The sequence below is a fragment of the Acaryochloris sp. IP29b_bin.137 genome (assembly GCF_028285745.1).
Taxonomy (GTDB): domain Bacteria; phylum Cyanobacteriota; class Cyanobacteriia; order Thermosynechococcales; family Thermosynechococcaceae; genus Acaryochloris.
This window is the reverse complement of record NZ_JANQOP010000145.1, coordinates 15,834-36,790: the sequence shown is the minus strand read 5'-3', so window position 1 is coordinate 36,790 and position 20,957 is coordinate 15,834. Positions and strand designations below refer to the sequence as shown.

General features: G+C 49.2%; 19 protein-coding genes and 1 pseudogene. 10 read left to right on the top strand and 10 right to left on the bottom strand.

Annotated elements, in window-relative coordinates; genetic code table 11:
* Positions 1-3: 3 nt before the first annotated feature.
* Positions 4-1,278 (bottom strand): glycosyltransferase, encoded by a 1,275-nt coding sequence (locus Q0991_RS11350; protein WP_299488498.1) that lies wholly within the window; start codon positions 1,276-1,278, stop codon positions 4-6.
* Positions 1,279-1,384: 106 nt separating this feature from the next.
* Between Q0991_RS11350 and rfbD the strand changes: the two genes are divergently transcribed.
* Positions 1,385-2,299, top strand: a complete 915-nt coding sequence (gene rfbD, locus Q0991_RS11345; RefSeq protein ID WP_299488495.1) for a dTDP-4-dehydrorhamnose reductase — start codon at positions 1,385-1,387, stop codon at positions 2,297-2,299.
* Here the strand turns inward: rfbD and msrP are convergent.
* The gene (msrP, locus tag Q0991_RS11340; RefSeq protein WP_299488502.1) at positions 2,279-3,283 is read right to left on the bottom strand and encodes a protein-methionine-sulfoxide reductase catalytic subunit MsrP; all 1,005 of its coding nucleotides are present in this window, start codon (positions 3,281-3,283) and stop codon (positions 2,279-2,281) included. The genes rfbD and msrP overlap by 21 nt on opposite strands.
* A 267-nt stretch (positions 3,284-3,550) precedes the next feature.
* On the opposite strand from msrP, the gene Q0991_RS11335 reads away from it, so the two are divergent.
* The 3 genes from Q0991_RS11335 to Q0991_RS11325 all read left to right on the top strand — a co-directional run bounded on the left by Q0991_RS11335 (position 3,551) and on the right by Q0991_RS11325 (position 7,084).
* Entirely contained in the window at positions 3,551-4,477 is a 927-nt protein-coding gene (locus tag Q0991_RS11335) for an FtsQ-type POTRA domain-containing protein (protein WP_299488493.1), read from the top strand.
* A gap of 362 nt (positions 4,478-4,839) precedes the next feature.
* Complete coding sequence (gene ftsZ, locus Q0991_RS11330) at positions 4,840-5,958, top strand: cell division protein FtsZ (RefSeq protein ID WP_299488500.1); 1,119 nt, start codon at positions 4,840-4,842, stop codon at positions 5,956-5,958.
* Positions 5,959-6,088: 130 nt separating this feature from the next.
* A complete protein-coding gene (locus Q0991_RS11325; protein WP_299488490.1) occupies positions 6,089-7,084 on the top strand; it encodes a ribose-phosphate pyrophosphokinase in 996 nt (331 codons plus the stop codon).
* Between the two features lie 20 nt (positions 7,085-7,104).
* Here Q0991_RS11325 and Q0991_RS11320 read toward each other — a convergent pair whose 3' ends face one another.
* A complete protein-coding gene (locus Q0991_RS11320) occupies positions 7,105-7,551 on the bottom strand; it encodes a DUF3531 family protein (protein WP_299488488.1) in 447 nt (148 codons plus the stop codon).
* A 159-nt stretch (positions 7,552-7,710) separates the two neighbouring features.
* Between Q0991_RS11320 and Q0991_RS11315 the strand changes: the two genes are divergently transcribed.
* Both Q0991_RS11315 and Q0991_RS11310 read left to right on the top strand, forming a co-directional pair.
* Positions 7,711-8,379, top strand: a complete 669-nt coding sequence (locus Q0991_RS11315) for an energy-coupling factor ABC transporter ATP-binding protein (protein WP_299488486.1) — start codon at positions 7,711-7,713, stop codon at positions 8,377-8,379.
* A 107-nt stretch (positions 8,380-8,486) separates the two neighbouring features.
* Positions 8,487-9,121 (top strand): annotated as a pseudogene (locus Q0991_RS11310) (Crp/Fnr family transcriptional regulator).
* A 30-nt stretch (positions 9,122-9,151) separates the two neighbouring features.
* On the opposite strand, the gene Q0991_RS11305 reads toward Q0991_RS11310, so the two are convergent.
* Positions 9,152-10,381, bottom strand: coding sequence for a TetR/AcrR family transcriptional regulator (locus tag Q0991_RS11305; protein ID WP_299488485.1), 1,230 nt, complete (start codon positions 10,379-10,381; stop codon positions 9,152-9,154).
* A 163-nt stretch (positions 10,382-10,544) separates the two neighbouring features.
* Here Q0991_RS11305 and Q0991_RS11300 point away from each other — a divergent pair, with 163 nt between their 5' ends.
* On the top strand, positions 10,545-11,408 hold the full coding sequence (locus tag Q0991_RS11300; RefSeq protein WP_299488482.1) for a fatty acid desaturase: 864 nt from the start codon (positions 10,545-10,547) through the stop codon (positions 11,406-11,408).
* Between the two features lie 67 nt (positions 11,409-11,475).
* Here the strand turns inward: Q0991_RS11300 and grxC are convergent, their stop codons facing one another.
* Complete coding sequence (gene grxC, locus Q0991_RS11295; RefSeq protein ID WP_299488479.1) at positions 11,476-11,793, bottom strand: glutaredoxin 3; 318 nt, start codon at positions 11,791-11,793, stop codon at positions 11,476-11,478.
* Positions 11,794-11,848: 55 nt separating this feature from the next.
* Positions 11,849-13,084 carry a pentapeptide repeat-containing protein gene (locus Q0991_RS11290; protein ID WP_299488476.1) on the bottom strand — a complete coding sequence of 412 codons (1,236 nt, stop codon included), beginning with the start codon at positions 13,082-13,084 and terminating at the stop codon, positions 11,849-11,851.
* Between the two features lie 337 nt (positions 13,085-13,421).
* On the opposite strand from Q0991_RS11290, the gene Q0991_RS11285 reads away from it, so the two are divergent.
* The gene (locus tag Q0991_RS11285; RefSeq protein WP_299488474.1) at positions 13,422-14,786 is read left to right on the top strand and encodes a cytochrome P450; all 1,365 of its coding nucleotides are present in this window, start codon (positions 13,422-13,424) and stop codon (positions 14,784-14,786) included.
* Between the two features lie 61 nt (positions 14,787-14,847).
* Positions 14,848-15,534 (top strand): J domain-containing protein, encoded by a 687-nt coding sequence (locus Q0991_RS11280; RefSeq protein WP_299488471.1) that lies wholly within the window; start codon positions 14,848-14,850, stop codon positions 15,532-15,534.
* A 4-nt stretch (positions 15,535-15,538) separates the two neighbouring features.
* Here Q0991_RS11280 and Q0991_RS11275 read toward each other — a convergent pair whose 3' ends face one another.
* On the bottom strand, positions 15,539-16,534 hold the full coding sequence (locus Q0991_RS11275) for a zinc-dependent alcohol dehydrogenase family protein (protein ID WP_299488469.1): 996 nt from the start codon (positions 16,532-16,534) through the stop codon (positions 15,539-15,541).
* 248 nt (positions 16,535-16,782) lie between these two features.
* Here Q0991_RS11275 and Q0991_RS11270 point away from each other — a divergent pair, with 248 nt between their 5' ends.
* On the top strand, positions 16,783-17,019 hold the full coding sequence (locus tag Q0991_RS11270; protein ID WP_299488467.1) for a hypothetical protein: 237 nt from the start codon (positions 16,783-16,785) through the stop codon (positions 17,017-17,019).
* A gap of 18 nt (positions 17,020-17,037) precedes the next feature.
* On the opposite strand, the gene Q0991_RS11265 is transcribed toward Q0991_RS11270, so the two are convergent.
* The 3 genes from Q0991_RS11265 to Q0991_RS11255 all read right to left on the bottom strand — a co-directional run bounded on the left by Q0991_RS11265 (position 17,038) and on the right by Q0991_RS11255 (position 20,852).
* Positions 17,038-17,418 (bottom strand): response regulator, encoded by a 381-nt coding sequence (locus Q0991_RS11265; protein WP_299488465.1) that lies wholly within the window; start codon positions 17,416-17,418, stop codon positions 17,038-17,040.
* A gap of 3 nt (positions 17,419-17,421) precedes the next feature.
* Positions 17,422-19,572 carry a PAS domain S-box protein gene (locus Q0991_RS11260; protein WP_299488463.1) on the bottom strand — a complete coding sequence of 717 codons (2,151 nt, stop codon included), beginning with the start codon at positions 19,570-19,572 and terminating at the stop codon, positions 17,422-17,424.
* A gap of 149 nt (positions 19,573-19,721) precedes the next feature.
* Complete coding sequence (locus Q0991_RS11255; RefSeq protein ID WP_299488460.1) at positions 19,722-20,852, bottom strand: cob(I)yrinic acid a,c-diamide adenosyltransferase; 1,131 nt, start codon at positions 20,850-20,852, stop codon at positions 19,722-19,724.
* Between the last annotated feature and the right edge of the window lie 105 nt (positions 20,853-20,957).

Sequence of the window (20,957 nt, the reverse complement as noted above, 5' to 3'; positions counted from 1 at the left end):
AGCTTAGAGTTGGGGAGAATCTTCGATTTTTATCCATTTTGGACAATCTGGATCGCTGAAACCTCCTCCCAGCAAAGATCGATTCATGCAACAACGCCGAGATAACTTCATCACTTCTGTTTCGATATTGTGCTCCGCACGCACACGATCAGCCCCAACTTGACCCATTTCCAGGAGTTGAGCTGTACTAGTTGCTAGACTTACTCGGATCGCCTCCTTAAGAGCCGAAATCGAGCCTGCTGGAATGAGCCAGCCATTTTTGGGGTCTACTAATTCAGGGATGCCTGCAATGTAAGTGGAAATGACGGGACGTCCAAGGGCCAAGGCCTCCATCAAGACAACGGGTAGACCTTCTGCAAAGCTGGGTAATACTTTAACTTTTGCTTTAAGTAAATAGTCCCGAATATGACTACTACCCACCCATCCAGTAATGGTGATCACCTCTTCTAATTGCGCAGTTGCAATGGCTGATTCTATAGCAGTACGAGACTCACCATCTCCGACCAGCGTCAGCGTTAGAGCAATCCCTTCCTGGACCAATTGAGACACTGCCTCAACCAGCAGAAGTTGTCCCTTGGCGGGACAAAGACGGCCAATGCACACAATCTGAGGTGCTTCTGGCAGTGCTATCTGGGGTTGGTCTAGGAATAAACGATCTAACCCACAGTGGACGATATGAATTTTGGGCCAATGCTGGGGGTGGCTCCAACGATAGAGTTGGCTTTTGCCAAAGGAGCTGACCGCCACCACGAACTTGGCATGGGCAACTTTGGTTGCTAAATGAAGCATTTGGGGTTTGTCAAATTCGTCTGGCCCATGCACGGTAAAGCTATAGGAAGGTCCACCCAGTGCATGACACAACATGGCGACGGCGGCGGGGTTGGTGCCGAAATGGGCATGAACATGATCAACCCCTGCCTCTCCCAACCAAAAGAGGAGAACGCTAGCTTCCGCTAAATAGATAAAGTGTCGCCCCAACCCGCGATCCGAGTGCCAGCCAATCTGAATAGCTAAACCCAAAGCTTTGACAAAAGCTAGCGGGCGGCTAAACATTACCTCAATAAATGCTAAACCAAGTCCCAAGACGCCAACAGAGAGCAGGACTTGAGTTTTGTCTAGCTCTGCTAAGTCATCTGGATCAACCAGTTGATCGGGGCAGGGGCGGATGGAATAACGACAAATATTCACCCCCTGTGCTTCTAGGGCCAAAATTTCACGACGAATAAAGCTATGGCTGACCTTGGGATATTGATTAACTAGATAAGCAACCGTCGTCATAATGGGGTCGGCAAGGGTAGTTATAGGCTACCCTGGAGAGCTGGTTTGCTTGCGTTATATCCTAAACAGGATACAGTCTTGGACAGTGCACGATCAGGATTTCCCCATGGCGATGCCCCGTATTCTTCTGCTTGGTGCTAAAGGACAAGTGGGACATGAATTACAGAAGACTTTGCCTACTATTGGAGAGCTGGTTGCTGCGGGCAAAGAGACGGTTAATTTAGCTGTCCCTGAACAATTACACGAAGTGATCTTGTCCGTTCAGCCAGACATTATCGTTAATGCCGCCGCTTATACGGCGGTTGACCGGGCTGAATCAGATGCTGAATTAGCTTATATCGTGAATCAAAAAGCCCCAACGGTCTTAGCCGAAATCGCCAAGACATTAGGGGCTTTACTTGTCCATATTTCGACCGACTATGTGTTTGATGGTACCCACAGCCATCCTTACACTGAATCCGATGTGCCCACTCCTCAAAGTGTCTATGGTCATTCAAAATGGCAAGGGGAAGAAGGGATTCGCCAAACTTGGGATCAGCATATTATTCTACGAACGGCCTGGGTCTACGGTTCCCAAGGCAAAAGTAATTTTGTCAAGACCATGTTGCGACTGGGCGCAGAACGCCCCGAAGTTCGAGTCGTTGATGATCAGATAGGCGCACCGACTTGGGCCAAAGATATTGGAGATGCGATCGCATCCCTAATCCAACATTGGTCCATCTCAGATCCTGCCACCCAAGCAGATGTTTATGGCACTTACCATTTCACCAATCGCGGGGTCGCCAGCTGGTATGATTTCGCCGTCGCCATCTTTGCCGAAGCTCAGGCGCTTGGGTTCCCGCTCCAGATTGAACGGGTTATCCCTATCTCCACACCGGAATATCCGTTACCTGCCCCAAGGCCAGCCTATTCCGTTTTGAGTAATCGCAAAATCACCCCTATCCTGGGCCAACTGGCTCCCCACTGGCGACAGTCTTTACGCCACATGCTGCAGGAGTATTTACAAAACACCTCCATATAATGGAGCCACTTCTGGGTAACCGTTATAGATTAAAGTGGGTTGTCGTTTCCATACCGCTGGATGCGCCCCCGTGCCAATCAAGCGTTCCTCCGCCTGGGACCAGCGAGGATGGGGAATATTCGGGTTGACGTTGGCTTCAAACCCATACTCATTGGGAGCCAGGGTATTCCAAAAGGTGGGGGGCTGAAAATTCATAAACTCAATTTTGACAATGGATTTCGCCCCCTTAAATCCGTACTTCCAAGGGGTAACCATTCGAATCGGTGCCCCATGCTGTTTCGGTAGCAGATGTCCATAAATCCCCACTGCAAAAAAGGCTAAGTCATGGGCCATTTCATCAATCCGCAAGCTTTCGGTATAAGGCCAGGGCAAATTGCTGGAATCCGTAAAGCCGCCGGGGCCTGGAGTGACCTGTGGATCGTAGTAAGAGGTAAAGCGAACAAACTTGGCATTGGTCTTGGGGTCGACGTCTTGGATGAGCGATCGCATTGGGAATCCCAACCACGGCACCACCATCGCCCAGGCTTCCACACATCGAAATCGATAGATGCGTTCTTCTAAAGGAAATTTCTGGGTCAAATCATCTAAATCATAGGTTTGAGGTCGGTTCACTAGCCCCGTCACTTCCACTGTCCAGGGATCTGTCGGTAACGCTTGTGCCGCTTGCCAAATATCTTTCGTACCGCCAAATTCATAGAAATTGTTATAGCGACTCGTATGGGCTTCTGGGGTGATCGTCAATCCTTGCCCTGAATAGATCGGCGACCGTTTGACCTTCGGCAGCTTTCCTTTGGGTAACGTTGCTTGCAAATCGGGGTCAATCTCATTCCCAGACCGAGAACAGCTAAGACTGGGAAATACGGTGGCGCCAATCCCAAAGCCAATCATATTTTTTAGAAACCGACGCCGATGCCAATAAGCGGTTTCAGAGGTCATCGGTTGCGACTCTTTCTGCCACGGCTTAGGAATACGAATAAACACCATAAAATAAACCCGATAACGCAAGGTCAATGTCTGTATATTGCCCGTTTGCGGCCATGCTTCCACAGCCTGAACCAAGGATCAAACCCAAAGCGAGAAGGATGTCTAGCTTAGCGAAGTCGATAGGCCTCTCCAATCGCTCAGCTCTTGCCAGCCGTAATCAGGCAGTTTTTAATTGAGTAGACGCCCATAGCATCTGTATTTTCGCCGAATGATTCTGATAGAGACTCTACTTCTCCAAGAGTCTAGCCAATCTAGCCTTTGCCCGACATGACTGACTCAACACCAGAGCCTCAAATCGTCAATATTAGAGATCGACAACAGCAGCTTATCCGCCAGCGCAAACAGCGGTTTCGGCGAAACGCTTGGCGGACATTCGTGACCTTGGGAATGACGATTGGGTTGGGCTGGGCGGTCTGTCAACCCGAATGGCAAATTCGACAATCCAACCAAATTACCCTCACTGGAAATGAGCAAATTGATAGCCAAACTCTTGAACATCTGATGGTGTTGGAATTTCCGACTTCTCTGATTCGCTTTCACCCCCAGACCGTCATCTCGCAGCTTAAAAATAATGCCCATATTGGCCAGGTCATTGTGACTCGAAAGCTTTTTCCCCCGAGGGTGAATGTGGTGGTTCGGGAATTACCGCCGATTGCCATGACCGAGTGTAATGGCTGCACCCTAGTGCTTCGCCCCGGTCAAACCGATGCCCTCACCCTCGGCCCAGCCAATGTTTGGTTATTAGATCGTCGAGGGGTCGTTTTACCTGCCGATAGTTATCCTAAGCTGGAACAGGCCCATCAACTCCCCAAACTCACCCTCCAAGGCTATTTACAATCCGAAACTAAAGCGGCAACCCCTGAAAATACGCCTGCCGATTCAGCCCAACAACTTGTTTCGATTGATCCTCAAAAACAACAGCAATGGCAACAGATGTATGCCTTGATGGAGACCAGTCCCGTTCAAATTAAGCATCTAAACTGGGACGATCCCAATAAGCTCACTTTGCAAACGAAGTTGGGACAGATCCATATTGGCCCCTTCAGTGATCATTTTGATCGTCAACTTCAAGCATTGGATGAGATGCGCACGTTGCCTAAATCCGTTGATCCGAAGCAAATTGTTTATATTGATGTCGAGAACCCCGAAAGTCCCGTTCTAGAATTACGGAATCAGTCCCGACCCAACCCTTAACCTTAAGAAAAAATTCTGTTTTTCCAGTTTGCTGAGAAATAGGTTTTTCTTCGCCAGAATCAAGGGATTTGTCGCTAATATCGCTCAATTGGTTTTTGGGGGAACTTGTCCTATAGTTGAGTAACAAAGATCGCCAATCCATTTTTAGCTGTTCATAATTTGTCAAAATGCCGCCTGCAGATCAAACCTTTACTGATTCCTTTTTTATCGATGAGAGCAATGATAGTCAGAATTCTAGTCCTATCGATCAATTGGGTGGGACGGGAGAAGGTTCTGAATCAGTTTCACAGGATAATTTTGAGAATATTTTCGATTTTGAATCAGACAGCACGCCTGCAGCCGTGCCCCATAAAGATGTGAATATGGAAGATGACAATATCGTCCGCCATGGTGCAGCCACCATCAAAGTGATTGGTGTGGGTGGAGGTGGCGGTAACGCTGTCAATCGCATGATTGCCAGCAACGTTTCTGGGGTTGAGTTTTGGTCTATCAATACAGATGCGCAATCCTTAACTCAATCCTCTGCTCCTAAGCGTTTGCAAGTCGGGCAAAAGCTAACTCGAGGTCTGGGGGCTGGAGGAAATCCTGCCATTGGCCAGAAGGCAGCGGAAGAATCCCGGGATGATATTGCGGCTGCTTTGGCTGGGTCTGATTTAGTCTTTATCACCTGTGGCATGGGGGGTGGTACGGGGACAGGTGCTGCGCCTATTATTGCCGAAATTGCCAAGGAAATGGGGGCTTTGACCGTGGGCGTTGTGACCCGCCCATTTACGTTTGAGGGTCGTCGCCGGAGTCATCAAGCCGAGGAAGGGATTTCGGCGCTGCAAACTCGGGTGGATACCCTGATTATGATTCCCAATGACAAGATATTGTCAGTGATTGCCGAGCAAACCCCTGTTCAAGAAGCATTCCAGACGGCAGATGATGTGTTGCGACAAGGGGTCCAGGGCATCTCAGATATTATCAATGTGCCCGGGTTAGTCAATGTCGACTTTGCTGATGTTAAAGCCGTGATGGCAGATGCGGGGTCGGCCATGATGGGGATTGGCGTGGGATCAGGCAAGTCCAGAGCAAAAGAAGCTGCGATCGCAGCGATTGATTCCCCCCTGCTTGACGCCTCTATTCGCGGTGCCAAAGGGGTTGTCTTTAACATCACCGGTGGCCATGATTTGTCGCTTCATGAGGTTAATACTGCCGCAGAAACGATCTATGAAGTCGTTGATGCAAGCGCCAATATTATCTTTGGGGCCGTTATTGATGAATCCCTTCAGGGGGAAATCAAAATGACGGTTATTGCCACAGGGTTCACGTCTGATGGCGGTTCGCCACCCCCCCGAAAATCGGAGGCGAAACCCAAAGCCTCCTCGGCTTCCCCTCAATCCAAGCCCGCAGCCAAGCCCGTGACGCCTCGCCCCCCTGTCCGAGGGGCTAATTTGGATATTCCAGACTTCCTGCAAAAGCGTCGTCCAGGCCGCTCTTAAGTTTTTTTACCTAGTATTTTAGGTATATTAGGATCCCTCAGAGGAATTTAATTAAAACTCACAATTTTCAGCCGCGTTAAGGGCAATTATGAATGCTAAGATTGCCTAGAATGTGTTTTGGGGACTCGTAGTGATCCGTCCTGCAACTCTAACGCTGCAACCTCCTTTGCCTTTGGTTGCTGAGAATAACCGCTTAAAAATTTTCTCTGGTTCTGCCAACGTTGCTTTGGCCCAAGAAGTTGCTCGCTACCTGGGTGTTGACTTAGGCCCCATGGTTCGCAAGCGCTTTGCAGATGGTGAACTCTACGTTCAAATTCAAGAATCGATTCGGGGTTGTGATGTTTATCTGATTCAGCCCACCTGTCACCCCGTCAACGATAATCTGATGGAGTTGCTGATTATTATTGATGCCTGTCGCCGGGCTTCAGCTCGCCAAATTACGGCAGTGTTGCCTTACTACGGATATGCGAGGGCCGATCGCAAGACGGCGGGTCGAGAATCCATTACCGCTAAATTAGTCGCCAACCTGATTACCCAAGCCGGGGCCAGTCGCATCCTGGCGATGGATTTACATTCCGCTCAAATTCAAGGCTACTTCGACATTCCAGTCGACCATGTTTATGGTTCGCCGGTGCTCTTGGATTACTTGGCCCGGAAAGAGTTACCGGACCTAGTTGTGGTTTCCCCTGATGTGGGGGGTGTTGCCAGAGCCCGCGCCTTTGCCAAAAAGCTAGATGATGCGCCATTAGCCATTATTGATAAGCGCCGTCAGGCCCATAATGTTGCCGAAGTCATGAATGTTGTCGGTGATGTCAAAGGGAAAACGGCTGTGTTAGTGGATGACATGATTGATACGGCGGGTACCATCTCTGCTGCCGCTCGGTTACTCCGGGAAGAGGGCGCACGTCAGGTTTATGCTTGTGCAACCCATGCCATTTTCTCGCCTCCCGCTGTGGAACGTCTATCGGCAACCGGGTTGTTCGAAGAGGTTTTGGTCACCAATACCACTCCTATCCCGCCTGAACGCCATTTCCCACAATTGCGGGTGTTATCGGTGGCGAGCTTGCTGGGTGAGACGATTTGGCGGGTGCATGAAGATAGCTCAGTGAGCAGTATGTTTCGCTAGCTAGATTGCTTGGAATTTTCTTAAGGCTTTGGGTAGAACCGATCTCGATGTTCTGGCAGGGGCCAATCTTCATTTTCACCCCCGATCAAAAGCTGCTGAATTTCGATATATTCTTGGTTGAATTGCTGCAGGGCATTGAGCAGGACATCCAGTGCGATCGCATCACTGGTCCCGAGATCAAACCAGCAGCGTGCCCAGCACCCCTCATACTCAATGTCCCCCATATTATGCATCAGCGCCATTAGATTGCCTGCTTTGGCCTCGACCTCATATTGGAGATAGCTCAGCTCATACCCCGCATCTTGCACCTGTAAATTCTCAGCATTAAATCCCCCTAATTTCCCCAGAAAAAACCAGGAATCAAAGACTTCTTCTAAGTATTGCTTTTCTTGTTCCGACAGCACGGTTTCAAATTCTAACCAGAGCCATAAATCAAAAGAATTAAATTCACGAAACTGAATGTTCATAGAGAGTCAACGACACAACAAGACCAGGTCAGAAGATTAAAGAGAGCTGCCGCTTTCCCTTCAAGCCTCAGCGCGCTTCCCAGTTGGGCATGCTGAGAGAAGGGGGATGCAACCCTTAAACCTGCTCCTGATTGTAGTGGATTGCATTACGCTTAAAGAATGCTTCGATTAAAACAACTCCTCTATCATCCAGCCGCAACTTCAACTGCCATTCTCAAGCAAGTTAATCTGGAACTGCCGCCTCAACAGCTCGGGCTTGTGATTGGCCCCAGTGGATCCGGGAAAAGCACTCTGCTGGAAATTGTGGCTGGCTTGGCAGCACCGACTTCTGGAGCACTCTATTGGCGTCAACAAGAACTCAAACCCAATAATTTACAGCAACTGGCCGGTTTAGTCTTTCAATTCCCCGAACGGCATTTCTGTGGCGGCACCATTCTGGAAGAATTGCGCATTGGTCATCCAGAACTGGGGTCGGAACAGGTTTATCAAGCGTTATCAGAAGTAGGGTTGGGAGATTTATCCCTGTTTACGTCTCCCCAATCCTTGAGTGGAGGACAACAACGACGTTTGGCCCTGGCTGTGCAGTTAATTCGCCAGCCTCATCTTCTACTCTTGGACGAGCCCACAGCTGGGCTAGATTGGTCTATGCGCCAACAATTGGTAACGCTGTTAGAGAAACTCAAACAGCATTGGAGTTTGTTGATTGTCACCCATGACCCTGCGGAGCTGGTGAGTATCGCGGATCGATGCTGGACTTTAAATCATGGACAATTGGCTACCGTTGATCCAGCTTTATTACAAAAGCAGGCATCTGTCATTTCTCTATAGTTTTTCTGCTCTTAGAGCTTAATCTGTTCACAACCCTAAATTTACCTTTGCTTTAGCCGCACCTTTTAGGCTGTAGTCAGATCACTACACCTCATTCCTTCCATCTGATGCTGCAATCATCTGTTGCGCCAGTCCCTACCGATTGGCGTCGAGTTTTCGAAGAAGCGTATCAGGGCCGTCATACCCATGCCTTTAAAAGCGGTCGTTCTATTCCCATGGGTTCTCAGGATCTGTGGATTGTCTGTCGGGGGATTGTCCAGCTTGGGACGTTGTTCCCGTCGGGCGATGAAGCTGTTTTGGGCTTTGTTTACCCCGCGATGCCCTTCGGGTTACCTCTCACTCAGCTCGAACCTTACGAAGCCGTTGCCCTCTCCGATGTGGTGTTGATGCGGTTAAATCAGGTTGAGTTAGAAAGTTCGCCCCTGTTGGCTCAAGGGGTATTACAACAGAGTTGATTCGGCGCTTGCAACAAACGGAAGCCATCCTATCCATGATTAGCCAACGCCGAGTCTACGACCGCTTGCTGCAGCTGCTGCTTATGCTTAAGCAGGAAGTGGGGCAGGTCACGCCTGATGGGGTGCGCCTAGAGGTTCGTTTGACCCATCAACAGCTCGCCAACTTACTGGGCACCACACGCGTGACAATTACTCGCCTTTTAGGGGATCTGCGTCAAGAAGGATGGTTATCTATCGACCGAACCCGGCATTTTGTGATCGCGGAGGCTCCCTCGGGATGTCTATAAATCGCTACATTCCCTGCCAGGTAGTTTGACTCAATCTTTACTTGAGGTTCCTGGTTTCTGATCAAGCCGAGTAGCTTGTTCTAGAGCTGCCTTTTCTTTTGCCCGTTGATCATAGGGCTCGAGCTGTTCTAACGTCCAACCCGTTAACAAGCTCAAATTCTTGAGGGTTACCCCGCGCATCAGCATATCGATACACCAAGTTTGCTGGGCCTGTTCCAACTGCGGAGGATCTCCTGCTAAAGTGGTCATCCCTGCCGTCCAGTTCTTCCATCGATGGGCAAGCGCTGTTGAGGTTAGGGGCTGTTGCTGATCGTCCATAAACATTGTCGGTTCATCATCTTTGCGAGATTTTAGCCATTTGGTCAGGGGATTGGCGGTATAAGACCCCAGACGTTTCCCCATCACCCACTGATTGACGGCCACCTGGCGGCTGCCCGCTGGAGTTTGGATTTGAAGTAAATGCTGTTGGTTATTGCTGATCTGTTGCGATCGCAATAGCCCGATCACTTCTGACGATGATAAACCAGCCCCGAATAAAACATAGGCCAGGGCATAATCCTGGGTACTCAGCTTCTTTGCTTGACGGAGAATCAGATGAACGGTTTCAGCAGGTAAATCGGCTACGACCGCAGTCGTTGGGGGCGCAAAGCTAACGCCAGTGTCACTTGCAATGCTGCCGAACAAGATCATTTGCACCGCATGCTCCAAAAAGTCATCTTGGTGATGCCACAGTTGATGGTACTCACTGGTGAACTCAATAACGGCATACCCAAGTAGCACGCATTCAAATAAGCTGGCAAGTTTCTCCAGCGGAAATTGAGGGGTGAGTTGTCGCTGGGCCATAAAAGACTCAAGATACTGGGCCATATACTGGGTGACTTCCGTCATTCGTTTCCCGATAGCCAGGCGATTGTCCGCAGGATATTGGTTGGCTTCTCCCACTAAAGATCGAATGAGATCGGGAACTTGCTCTAATGCATGCAAGCAGTAACTTGCATATTCCTGAAAGGCTTGTTCTGTGGATGCAGAAGAGGGGGGTTGACGGATCAGAGCCTGGCCCAGACTCTGAAAAGCCGTTGACTCTTCTAAGACGCCTAATAAAAGGCCATGTTTACTACCGAAATGCCGAAACAGCGTCACTTCATTCACTTCTGCGGCTTCGGCAATTTGGCGGGTGGTCGTCCCACTAATTCCTTGAGTAATAAAGAGCTGAAGCGCTGACCGAATCAAGCGTTGACGAGTTGAAGGCTGGGAAGACATAGGCAAAATGTAAGTATCACTTGCAAGACTTGAGAAGGGGTGCTAGCATAACAGCATGCAAGTAAAACTTGCATTATTACTTTAACCAGTATTTCCGTAAAAAGCGAGGCCCACCTCTGCAGATATGGGCTAGTGCTGTTCATTCTTTTTCAATAGGACGGTTATGACTACGAATTCTGTTGTCACTGCCCCCATGGGCAGAAAAACGCCTGCGCTGAGCTGGATTAATGTTGGCTTCTTTAGCGCGTTTCACCTGTTAGCCCTTGGCTTAGCCCCCCACTACTTCTCATGGTCAGCGCTCGGGGCCGCCCTGTTTCTACATTGGCTGCTCGGCGGGATCGGAATTTGTTTGGGGTATCACCGTCTCCTGAGTCATCGGAGTTTCCGAGTGCCAAGGGTTTTGGAATATGCGATCGCAACCCTCGGGTCTCTGGCGATTCAGGGCGGGCCGATCTTTTGGGTCAGTGGTCATCGTCAACACCATGCCCATACCGAGCACATCAATGATGATCCTTACTCTGCCCAGCGGGGATTCTGGTGGAGCCATATTCTCTGGATTTTCTACCCACGCCCCGAATATTTTGACGCGAAACACTACCGAAAAAATGCCCCTGACTTAGCCCGTCAACCCTTTTATCGGTGGCTCGATCGGTACTTTTTGATGCTCCAAATCCCTTTGGCTGTTGTGTTATATGCGCTTGGGGGATGGTCCTTTGTCGTCTACGGTATCTTTGTCCGGGCCGTTATCCTGTGGCATTCCACTTGGCTGGTGAATTCTGCCTCTCATCTGTGGGGCTATCGCACCTTCGAATCCGATGATGGTGCTCAAAACCTTTGGTGGGTTTCTCTATTAACCTATGGCGAAGGTTGGCATAACAACCATCACTCCTATCCCCACGTGGCCAAATCTGGCTACCGTTGGTGGGAAATCGATGTCACCTGGTGGGCCATTTGCACCTTAAAGCACATGGGACTGGCCAAGAAAATCGTCACCTACCCTAAATCCCTGCAATATGTGAGGAAGTAATGGCTTAAGAATAAGCATCTTAAACTCCCAGAAAATGTCCTGGTAGTTGATCATAGAGGTGGTTCTTCTAACTGGTAGCCGGTTGAGATAATAAATCGTCCAACTGGCCCGTTGTATCCAGTTGATAAAGGTCATCACAGCCGCCAATATGCTGATCGTTAATAAAAATTTGGGGAACCGATCTGCGATTATTGGCGCGCTCAGCCATTTTTGCTCGGGCAGTCTCATTCCCATCAATCTTGTATTCGGTGTATTTCACCCCTTTCCAAAACAGCAAGAGCTTCGCTCGAATACAAAACGGGCAGGTCTGCCAAGTATAGATTTCTGTGTTGGCTTTAATCTGTTCAGGATGGCGTCCCAAAAGGGAGTTTAAGAAATTTGGCATGGGAAAGTCCTATTCAACAGCAGATATGAACTCACCCTATTATTGTGACGCAACACTATGGTGACGCAACGGATTGATCGACAATGCTGAGTGTGGCACAATCTCGATTTGCATCCAAGTCGAGATGATCGGGTAACTTAGTCCGACACAGTTTACATTCTGCTAACTGATCCACTTCTAAGAAAATGGCGCCTCGCAGATCGGCCCCACTTAAATCAGTCTCTTGAAATTGAGTTCGTTGGAAAGAGACATCTCTGAGATTGGCATCTGTAAAATCAGCCCCCACCAGATTGGCATCACTCAGATCAGCCCCCGTCAGGTTGGCTTCGCCTAGGTCTGTATCCGTGAGTTGAGCACCGATAAGCTTTGCACTCCTTAAATTAGCCCCAATCAATTTGGCTTGACTGAGATTGGCATCACTGAGATAAACACCAATCAGGTCTGCACTATTCAGATTGGTTTCCAACAGGTTGGCGCTTCCGAGATAGGCGCCTCGCAAATTAGCCCCCGTCAAGTCGGCCGCCTGAAAATTAGCGCTATTTAGATTCGCCCCCAAGAGGTTGGCACTGCTCAGATTGGCTTGGGTCAGATTGGCCCCACTCAAATTTGCACTTAATAAATCGGCACTGCGAAGATTGGCTGCCTGTAGATCGGCATCTCGGAGATTGGTTCCAATCAAATAGGTGCGCTGAAAATTGGCCCCACTCAAATTTGCATTAATCAAATTGGCTTGAATCAGGTAGGCATCTTGGAAATCTAAGTGGTTTGTGCCCGATTGAGGGTGACATCGGGAGATCACCGTTAAAGCTGCTTGAATATCGGTTGGCACCCGCAAAGTATTGACTTCATTAGACCCCAACTGCCGAGTATCTCCTGCCTTAGGACTATTTTCTCGAATATATGCTGTGAGAACTTCCAGCACAATCGCCTGTTGGGAGGGGGAATCAGTGGCAATATGTTCCAATAAGTAGATTCCTCCCAGACGCACCTCGATCTTTCCCTTCTCAGCTAACAGTTCTACCGCCTTCCGAAAATCATCGGTATCATGCCGCAGAAACCGTCTAAGACGATTTTTCCAAGAAAAATAGGCAACACTCCCTCCTCCCAATCCCCCTAAAATAGTTAGAAGTAGGGTATTGCGCTGCTCGCCTTCTAGTTGTGCGCGCAGATAGGTTTCTTCAAGCTCAAGTTTAAGCTGTTCCGTAATCGGTAATTGCTGCAACCGATTGCGATCTAAGGGAGTGAGCTGGTCCACCTGCCATTGGGGAACTAGCCACAGGATAAGCAGCAAGCTAAGTCCTGCTGAAGCCAAAAATAGAATCAGCCTCTGGGTCAGATAACGATCTTGTGAGGTCTGCCTATTCACCTTGCGTTTCAAAATTTCAACTGTTGACGATGGGCAAAGACTGAAGGCAAAAATATATTCTTAGCCGATATCCTCACCCTTGATCCAGGCCCCGTCTTCCATTGGGATCTAGTGTAGCGGTAGACGTCTTGTTCAGGGAAAGGGAACACTCAGTTTCTCACCCGTTGGTGAATCCCGATGGGTGCAGGCAAATCAAGGGGTGCGTTAAACTGCCGTTGATAGCGACTGACCACAGCCCTGTTTCTCCGAGAGAGAAAGATTTATGAGTCCGACTGTAGCGCACCCTCCCACCCAACAGTTACCAGCAGGTCCTTCATCTTCGGCACTTTGGCAAATGTTGCAATGGATTGGGCGGCCATTGGAATTTATGGAAGCCTGTACTCAAACCTATGGCGATGTATTTACGGTCCAGTTAGGGAAGTTGGGACAAATTGTTTTTTGTAGCAACCCCCAAGGCATCGAAGAAATTCTTATCGCAGATCCACTCCAAATGGATGCGGGCCGCAATAATTCGGTATTGCTTCCTCTGTTAGGGAATACATCTTTGCTGATGCTAGATGGCAATGCCCACCAACGCCAGCGCCAGCTGTTGATGCCGCCTTTCCATGGCGAACGGATGCGGGCCTATGGCTCATCCATTATTCAGGTCACGGAGGACATCGCCACCCCCTGGCAGATCGGCCAACCGTTTGATGTGCGGGGGGCTATGCAAGCGATTTCTCTCAATGTGATCCTAAAAACAGTGTTTGGGATTTCCAATTCACAACGATACCAAGCCCTGCAAAATCTCTTACCTCGTTTTCTGGACTTAACAGGATCACCAGCGGGGGCAAGTTTGCTGTTTCTGCGAGGATTACAGAAAGATTGGGGCGCTTGGAGTCCTTGGGGGCGGTTTTTACGGGTGCGATCGCAACTTGATCACCTGATCTACCAACAGATAGCCGAACATCGTAATCAATCAGAACTGGGCACAGATATCCTTTCTCTGATGTTGGCAACTCAAGATGAAGCGGGCAATCCCATGACTGACTTGGAACTACGCGATGAGTTAGTCACTTTATTGTTAGCAGGACACGAGACAACTGCGTCCGCTTTAGCTTGGGCCTTATTTTGGATTCATTTCCTACCCGAAGTCAGGGAAAAACTAATTGCTGAGCTAGCGACTGTCGATCTCAATGACGCTAAAGGTATCCAGCGCCTCCCCTATCTCAATGCGGTCTGTTCTGAGACCCTGAGAATATATCCGATTGCCCCCATTACCTCCCCACGAACAACGAGAAGGTCACTGTCCCTAATGGGATACAATCTGCCCGTCGGTTCAACTGTGGCCCCCTGCATCTACCTCACCCATCGACGTCCTGAGCTATACCCTAATCCGCAAGCCTTTCAGCCAGAGCGATTTCTAGATCGACAATTCTCTCCCTATGAGTATTTGCCCTTTGGCGGCAGCAATCGCCGTTGTTTGGGCATGACCTTTGCCTTATTCGAGATGAAACTTGTGCTCATGACCCTCTTGACTCGATATCAATTCCAGCTAGAACAGCCCCAACCCCTAAAACCCGTTCGTAGAGGTGTGACCTTAGCACCTCCCTCTCACTTCAAAATGATCTTGACCCAACGATGTTAAGGGAACATAAAGTCCCGTTGTTGCCATTCTCAACCTGGTTGAGCTTCAGTACAATGACCTCATGTCTGGCCATAACCACTACCAAACCCTAGAAGTTGATCCAGCTGCAACGCCAGCTGAGATCAAATCTGCCTATCGACGTTTGGCCAAGTTATTTCATCCCGATAGCCATCATCAAATGGCGAATCATGAGCGCATTGCTCAGGTAAATGAAGCTTACGAAGTCTTAAAAGATCCCCATCGACGGTTGGCCTATGATCAACATCGCCATACTGCTAATGCTGAGAATGCACAGGCTGGAGTTACTCGCAGTCATGCCTACAGAAAGCCAACCCAAACTGTTCGTACAACTGAAATCCATCTCCAGCAATGGCTAAAGCAGGTGTACACTCCCGTCAATCGACACCTGGCTAATATTCTTAACTCCCTAGCTGATGAAATCCAAAGTTTATCTGCCGATCCCTATGACGATGATTTAATGGCAGATTTTCAGGATTATCTTGCCGATTGTCGAACCCGGCTTGAATCTGCTCAAGCAGTCTTCCAATCCTTTCCAAATCCCGGTAATATTGCCAGCGTTGCAGCCCACTTATATTACTGCCTCAATCATATTGAAGATGGCATCGAGGATCTGGAACGATTTACCTATTGCTATGACGATCAATACCTCACCACAGGTCGAGAACTGTTCCGCATTTCGAAAAAACTCCGAAATGAAGCCCAGGAAGCCATCAAGTCAGTGCTTTAATCGACTAAATTTGCAACACAACTTTGCCCTGCATGGACCCCCGTCCGAGCAAATAATGGGCATCTGCAGCCGCATCCAAAGGGAAGGTTGTATGAACTTCAATCTGTAACTGGCCCTGATCAAACCATCGCGCACATTGTTTAAGGATCTGGGCTTGATGCTGCTGAGCGTCGATCAATTCTTCAAGCGCAGGCGTCAACATTAATTCGTAGCAAACCCTTAAGTTGCGTTTGCGGGCAACGCCCCAATCTGTTTCCGAGGCCGGTGCCAATAACGTCACCACAGTTCCATAGATACGAGTAGCAGCAAAACTCTGGGATAGAACAGGGCCGCCAACGGTATCAAAGACTAGATCAACGCCTTGACCATTGGTCCAATTCGTCAAAGCCGCCTCTACGTCCGTTTGGGCATAGAGAATGGTGAGGTCAGCTCCTAGCTGCTCCACAAAAGCCGCTTTCTCGACAGAGCTAACCGTCGTCGCCACCCGAGCGCCCTTGAGCCTGGCCAATTGCACAGCCACATGTCCAACTCCGCCAGCCCCGGCATGGATCAACACTTGATTTCCGGCCTGGAGTTGTCCTCGATCAAACAATGCTTCCCAGGCAGTGATCAAAACCAACGGAGCGGCAGCCGCTTCCACAAAGCTGAGGGAGGTGGGCTTATGGGCCACGAATCGTTCATCCACCACTGCATACTCGGCATAGGTGCCGGGACTATCCCCTAAACCCCCCTGGCAAAAATAGACTTCATCTCCGGTGCGAAACTGTTGGACTTGTTGACCGACCGCAGTGACAATCCCAGCCCCATCACATCCCAGAACAGCAGGCATGTTATCGGGGTAGAAGGTTCCCCGCTGTCGTAACTTCGTATCAATGGGATTGACCCCTGCAGCTTTGAGCTCAATCAGCAGATCACGATCCGTTTGCAGTCGAGGCTGCGAGATTTGGCTCACTCGTAAAACGTCTGGACTACCAGGACTGTGGAATTGAATAGCTCTCATAATCGGGGTTGAACGTTAATGGATTAACGATAAGCATCAAGGCGGAAACCAGGTAAACCTATGCGCTGTAAAGCATGCAGAAATTTATCTATTTGACCAATATTTATATTTCGCTAAGGTTGCACATGAAAGTCAATTGGTTTCATGAGTAATGTGTAACTTTTATGTCATCTTCCGACAGATCCCTTACACCTCAAAATTTCTCGTGTAACCTGATGAATATAAAGAAAATCTTAAAGGCCGGATTCATGTCTCCTGAAGCAATCCGTAAGTTTTGGTCGCTAATTGAAGAGACACAAACCAATATTTTATTGACCCTAGACAATGATGCGTTGGTGATCTGGTTATCTCGGCAACTCCGCCGAGAAGAGTTTCTAAAGAGGATTGATACGAGGGACTTGCATGCTTATATCAGCGCGCGATTGCCTTTGATCCGGGATTTAGCCCAGGAGCGCCTAGCTTATCAGTCTCATTCCACGAGTTAGCCCAAGAAGAGGCGAGGACTAGATAGACCACCCCAAGACCTGGGCAATTTGGCTAGCTAGGGTGAGTGAATTAAACGGCTTTGTAATCACTCCTGCAACCCCCAAACGCTGAAATTGCAGCTGTTCCGCTGCTTGGGCTTTAGCGGTCAGTAAAATAACCGGGATATTACGGGTTAATGGACCTTGTTGCAACTGTTTGAAGGTTTCGATCCCGTCTAACATCGGCATCATCACATCCAGCAAAATAGCATCGGGTTGTTCTTGACCAGCCATGGTAATCCCTTCAGCCCCTGAATTTGCGGTAATGACCTGCCAGTCAGCTTCCATTTTCAAACTTAGACTGGCGACCGCTTGAATGGCTTGTTCGTCATCAATAATCAGGATGCGTTTTTCTGCCATAGATTAGGACAAAGTAGGGGGGACCACCGATTCACTGACCTCAGCTTTTTCCACTAACCAACAAGACATCGGCAAGGCCACAAAAAAACAGCTCCCTTGCCCCAAAACACTCTCAGCCCAGATTTTGCCACCATGTTGCTCCACAATTTTGCGGCAGATGGCTAAGCCCAGACCGGTGCCCCCTTTTTCCCGCGCGTCTGAAGCATCTACTTGCTGAAAGCGTTCGAAAACGCATTCCAGTTTATCAGCTGGAATGCCTTGACCTTGGTCAATCACCTGAAACCACAATTCAGTGTGTTTAATGCTAAAGGGCAAACGGGTGTCGGGACGGTTTGGCTGAGAGAGGTTATCTTTGACACGGCGTTCCTCAATCCGAAGTTCAGCCGCTAACTCTACCGTTCCGCCGGGCTGGGAAAACTTGATGGCATTGCTCAGCAAATTGGTTAGGGTTTGCACCATATAGTCCGGGTTAGCCCACACCATGGTTAAGAGTGGTGTACTTTTTAAGGTGACATTGTGATGGTAAGCCATACTGCGCATTGCGTCTGTGGCATGGGTCATCAGATCTGCAGCATCGCATAGTTGCTTGCAAATCTTGGCCTGTCCCGATTCGATCCGCTGCAGGTCTAAGACATCACTGACGAGACGAACGAGACGATCGGTATTTTGATCGGCAATATCGAGCATTTGCTGGCCATCATCCGATAAATTCCCCAATTGACCGGTAGCCAATAGCTTGATTGATCCGTGGATGGAAGTTAGCGGCGTTCGTAATTCGTGGCTGACCACGGAAATAAATTCGTCTTTGATGCGTTCTAAGGCTTTGCGATCGCTAATGTCGCGTTGCACAACCAAAATAGACGTTTGTCCAAGTCGATCTTTAACGACTTTGAAGGAACAATCCACCGTCAAAATTTTGCCGTTTTTGCCCACAAACTCCAGCTCTTGGCGATGGCTTCCCTGGGCCAATAGATCGGCAAAGTGTTGCTGGCAGAGAACCTGAGATTTGGGGGCAAACAGATGGATGAACGGATGACCTTCGAGTTCGGATTTTCGATAGCCCGAACGTTCAATCACCACGGGGTTGACATGCTGGATCACCCCTTTGGTGTTTAAAACATAAATAAAATCTGGGGCAGCCTCGAACAAAGAACGAAATCGCTGCTCACTCTCCTGTAAGGCTGCTGTGCGTTGTTCAACCCGCATCTCTAACTCTCGGTTGAGCTGTTGCAAAGCGGCTTCAGCCTGCTGGCGAGCGCTAACGTCTTGGGCCATGGAGAGGATAGATACTAAGTTGCTCTCCTCATCAAACAGGGCGGAGCTGTACCACTCGCAATCAATCAGATCGCCTGCTTTCGTGTAGTTGCGAGTTAGTTGTTCGATGTCTGGATTGGCCTCATTGGGAAAGGGATGTCCGGTCAGATTCAACACATGCTCTCGAAAGAGATGGAGGTCATCGGTATGAATAAACCAATGATCGGGGCCACGACCGATGACCTCCGCTGCAGACCAACCAAAAATTCGTTCAGCCTGGGCTGACCAGCGCTGAATTCGGCAAGCATGATCCCATTCGATCACCGCTAGGGGAGAGTTCTCCACATGAAATCTGAGCTGTTGATGAGCTTGGTCCAGATCGGCCAAGAGTTTGGCCTGGGCTAGGGCAATTCCCGCTTGATCGGCAAGCTGCTTGAGCAAATCTACTTCAAAGGCCTGCCATTCCCGAGGGGCTGAACACTGGTGGGCGATCAGCAAACCCCAAAGCTGTCCCTGGCTGATGATCGGGATCACAAGATTGGCCTTAACTTCAAACTGCCGCAGTAAATCCGCATGGCAAGGGGTAATACATGCTTTCTCTACATCGCTGATGGCGGATACGCGACCATTCTGATAGGAATCAATAAAGCGGGTGCCAAAACAGGTATCTACGATATTTTGATTGATGGATTTCGACCAGCCTGGTAATACCGCTTCTTGGACAACAGTTCCCGCTCCATCGGGATGAATTTGAAACATAACCACCCGGTCCGCATCTAACAGTTGTCGGACTTCAGTCACGGTAGTTTGCAGAATTTCGTGGAGATCCAGCGATTGCCTAATTTTGTAGGTAACATCCGCTAACAACTGCATCCGTTGGTTGTGCTTCTCTAAGTTCATTGCGGATAACGGCAGACTCATGGACAAACGGCTGGGATCACTGTTTGGGTTGCGACGGTCAATTCTTCACTCTAGGAATGAGAATCTGCCCCCATCATAAAGGTCAAACGTGGGGTCTGGGCGTCTGTGAGCAAACTGAAACAGATTCGTTAAAAGTCTACACCGCGTTTCAGATCAACTCCTTTTTCCGCGTAGTGCTTATGACAAACCATCTCTGAATGAGTGCTAGCGAGTTCAAAATAGGCGGGGGGATTTTGGCAGCGCCCGGTGATGATAATTTCGGTATCGCGAGGCTTCCGTAAAAAGGCCTGGGTAATCGGTTCTTCGGGCAGCAGTTCTAGATCCACGGTGGGATTGAGTTCATCGAGAATGATGGTTTTGTAGAGACCCGATGCGATCGCAGCTCGGGCAATCTCCCAACCCCGCTCTGCTTCAACATAATCAATCTCCTGCTGTTGACCCCGCCATACAATGGCATCCCGCCCACAACGCTGATGATCCACTAGATTAGGATAACTTTGCTGCATCGCGGAAATTGCAGCATCTTCGGTGTACCCTAACCCTCCCTTGAGCCACTGCATAATCAAGACCCGATGAGATTGATCCTGGCTAATGCCCCGACCAATAGCCTGAAGCGCTTTACCCAGAGCGCTGGTGGATTTGCCTTTACCGGAGCCCGTATAAATTTCGATGCCTTCAATGCCTTGGCGGGTCCCTTCATGAGAGTGGGGTTTCATCTCGGAATGGAGATCGACAATATTGAGCAGTTCTTGGGGAGTACCACGGCCCGTGGAGATCACCTCTAAATGGTCCGGTTTTTTGCGGAGGCTTTGAACCACGTCATTAATATCCAATAGCCCCAAATCCAAGACTGGATTGAGTTCATCCAGGACAACGACGGAGTAGAGACCGGATGCGATCGCACCTTTAGCAATATCCCATCCTCGTTGCGCTTCTTGGCGGTCAAACTTGGTGATGTCATCGGCCCCAAAAAACTCAGCTCTTCCCGTTCGCACCTGATCAATTAAATGGGGAAAAGCACGCTGTAGGGCTTCAATCGCCGCATCCTCTGCATAAGGACGTCCCGGCCCCTTTAAAAACCGCAATAACAACACGCGAGAAGGAAACGCAGACGCAATCCCCAAACCAATAGAACGTAAAACCACGCCCAAAGCGGCTTGCGATTTGCCCTTCCCAGCTCCGTCATACACATGAATTTGGCCAACAATCCGTTCTGAGCGATCTTGGGCTGTATTGATACCAATCCCGTTCCTGGCCATATCTACCGTGTATCTTCCTTACAAATCGACTGAGCGAATGGATTCAATCTCAATATCCACCTTACTAGGTCAAACTTTACATCTCACCGAGCTGATCACAAATAA

What these genes read in the sequence shown, in the direction of transcription:
- Q0991_RS11350 (WP_299488498.1), bottom strand. Translation starts at nt 1,278, where the DNA reads ATGACGACGGTTGCTTATCTAGTTAATCAATATCCCAAGGTCAGCCAT.
- rfbD (WP_299488495.1), top strand. Translation starts at nt 1,385, where the DNA reads ATGGCGATGCCCCGTATTCTTCTGCTTGGTGCTAAAGGACAAGTGGGA.
- msrP (WP_299488502.1), bottom strand. Translation starts at nt 3,283, where the DNA reads ATGGTGTTTATTCGTATTCCTAAGCCGTGGCAGAAAGAGTCGCAACCG.
- Q0991_RS11335 (WP_299488493.1), top strand. Translation starts at nt 3,551, where the DNA reads ATGACTGACTCAACACCAGAGCCTCAAATCGTCAATATTAGAGATCGA.
- ftsZ (WP_299488500.1), top strand. Translation starts at nt 4,840, where the DNA reads ATGGAAGATGACAATATCGTCCGCCATGGTGCAGCCACCATCAAAGTG.
- Q0991_RS11320 (WP_299488488.1), bottom strand. Translation starts at nt 7,551, where the DNA reads ATGAACATTCAGTTTCGTGAATTTAATTCTTTTGATTTATGGCTCTGG.
- Q0991_RS11315 (WP_299488486.1), top strand. Translation starts at nt 7,711, where the DNA reads ATGCTTCGATTAAAACAACTCCTCTATCATCCAGCCGCAACTTCAACT.
- Q0991_RS11305 (WP_299488485.1), bottom strand. Translation starts at nt 10,381, where the DNA reads ATGTCTTCCCAGCCTTCAACTCGTCAACGCTTGATTCGGTCAGCGCTT.
- Q0991_RS11300 (WP_299488482.1), top strand. Translation starts at nt 10,545, where the DNA reads ATGACTACGAATTCTGTTGTCACTGCCCCCATGGGCAGAAAAACGCCT.
- grxC (WP_299488479.1), bottom strand. Translation starts at nt 11,793, where the DNA reads ATGCCAAATTTCTTAAACTCCCTTTTGGGACGCCATCCTGAACAGATT.
- Q0991_RS11285 (WP_299488474.1), top strand. Translation starts at nt 13,422, where the DNA reads ATGAGTCCGACTGTAGCGCACCCTCCCACCCAACAGTTACCAGCAGGT.
- Q0991_RS11280 (WP_299488471.1), top strand. Translation starts at nt 14,848, where the DNA reads ATGTCTGGCCATAACCACTACCAAACCCTAGAAGTTGATCCAGCTGCA.
- Q0991_RS11275 (WP_299488469.1), bottom strand. Translation starts at nt 16,534, where the DNA reads ATGAGAGCTATTCAATTCCACAGTCCTGGTAGTCCAGACGTTTTACGA.
- Q0991_RS11270 (WP_299488467.1), top strand. Translation starts at nt 16,783, where the DNA reads ATGTCTCCTGAAGCAATCCGTAAGTTTTGGTCGCTAATTGAAGAGACA.
- Q0991_RS11265 (WP_299488465.1), bottom strand. Translation starts at nt 17,418, where the DNA reads ATGGCAGAAAAACGCATCCTGATTATTGATGACGAACAAGCCATTCAA.
- Q0991_RS11260 (WP_299488463.1), bottom strand. Translation starts at nt 19,572, where the DNA reads ATGAACTTAGAGAAGCACAACCAACGGATGCAGTTGTTAGCGGATGTT.
- Q0991_RS11255 (WP_299488460.1), bottom strand. Translation starts at nt 20,852, where the DNA reads ATGGCCAGGAACGGGATTGGTATCAATACAGCCCAAGATCGCTCAGAA.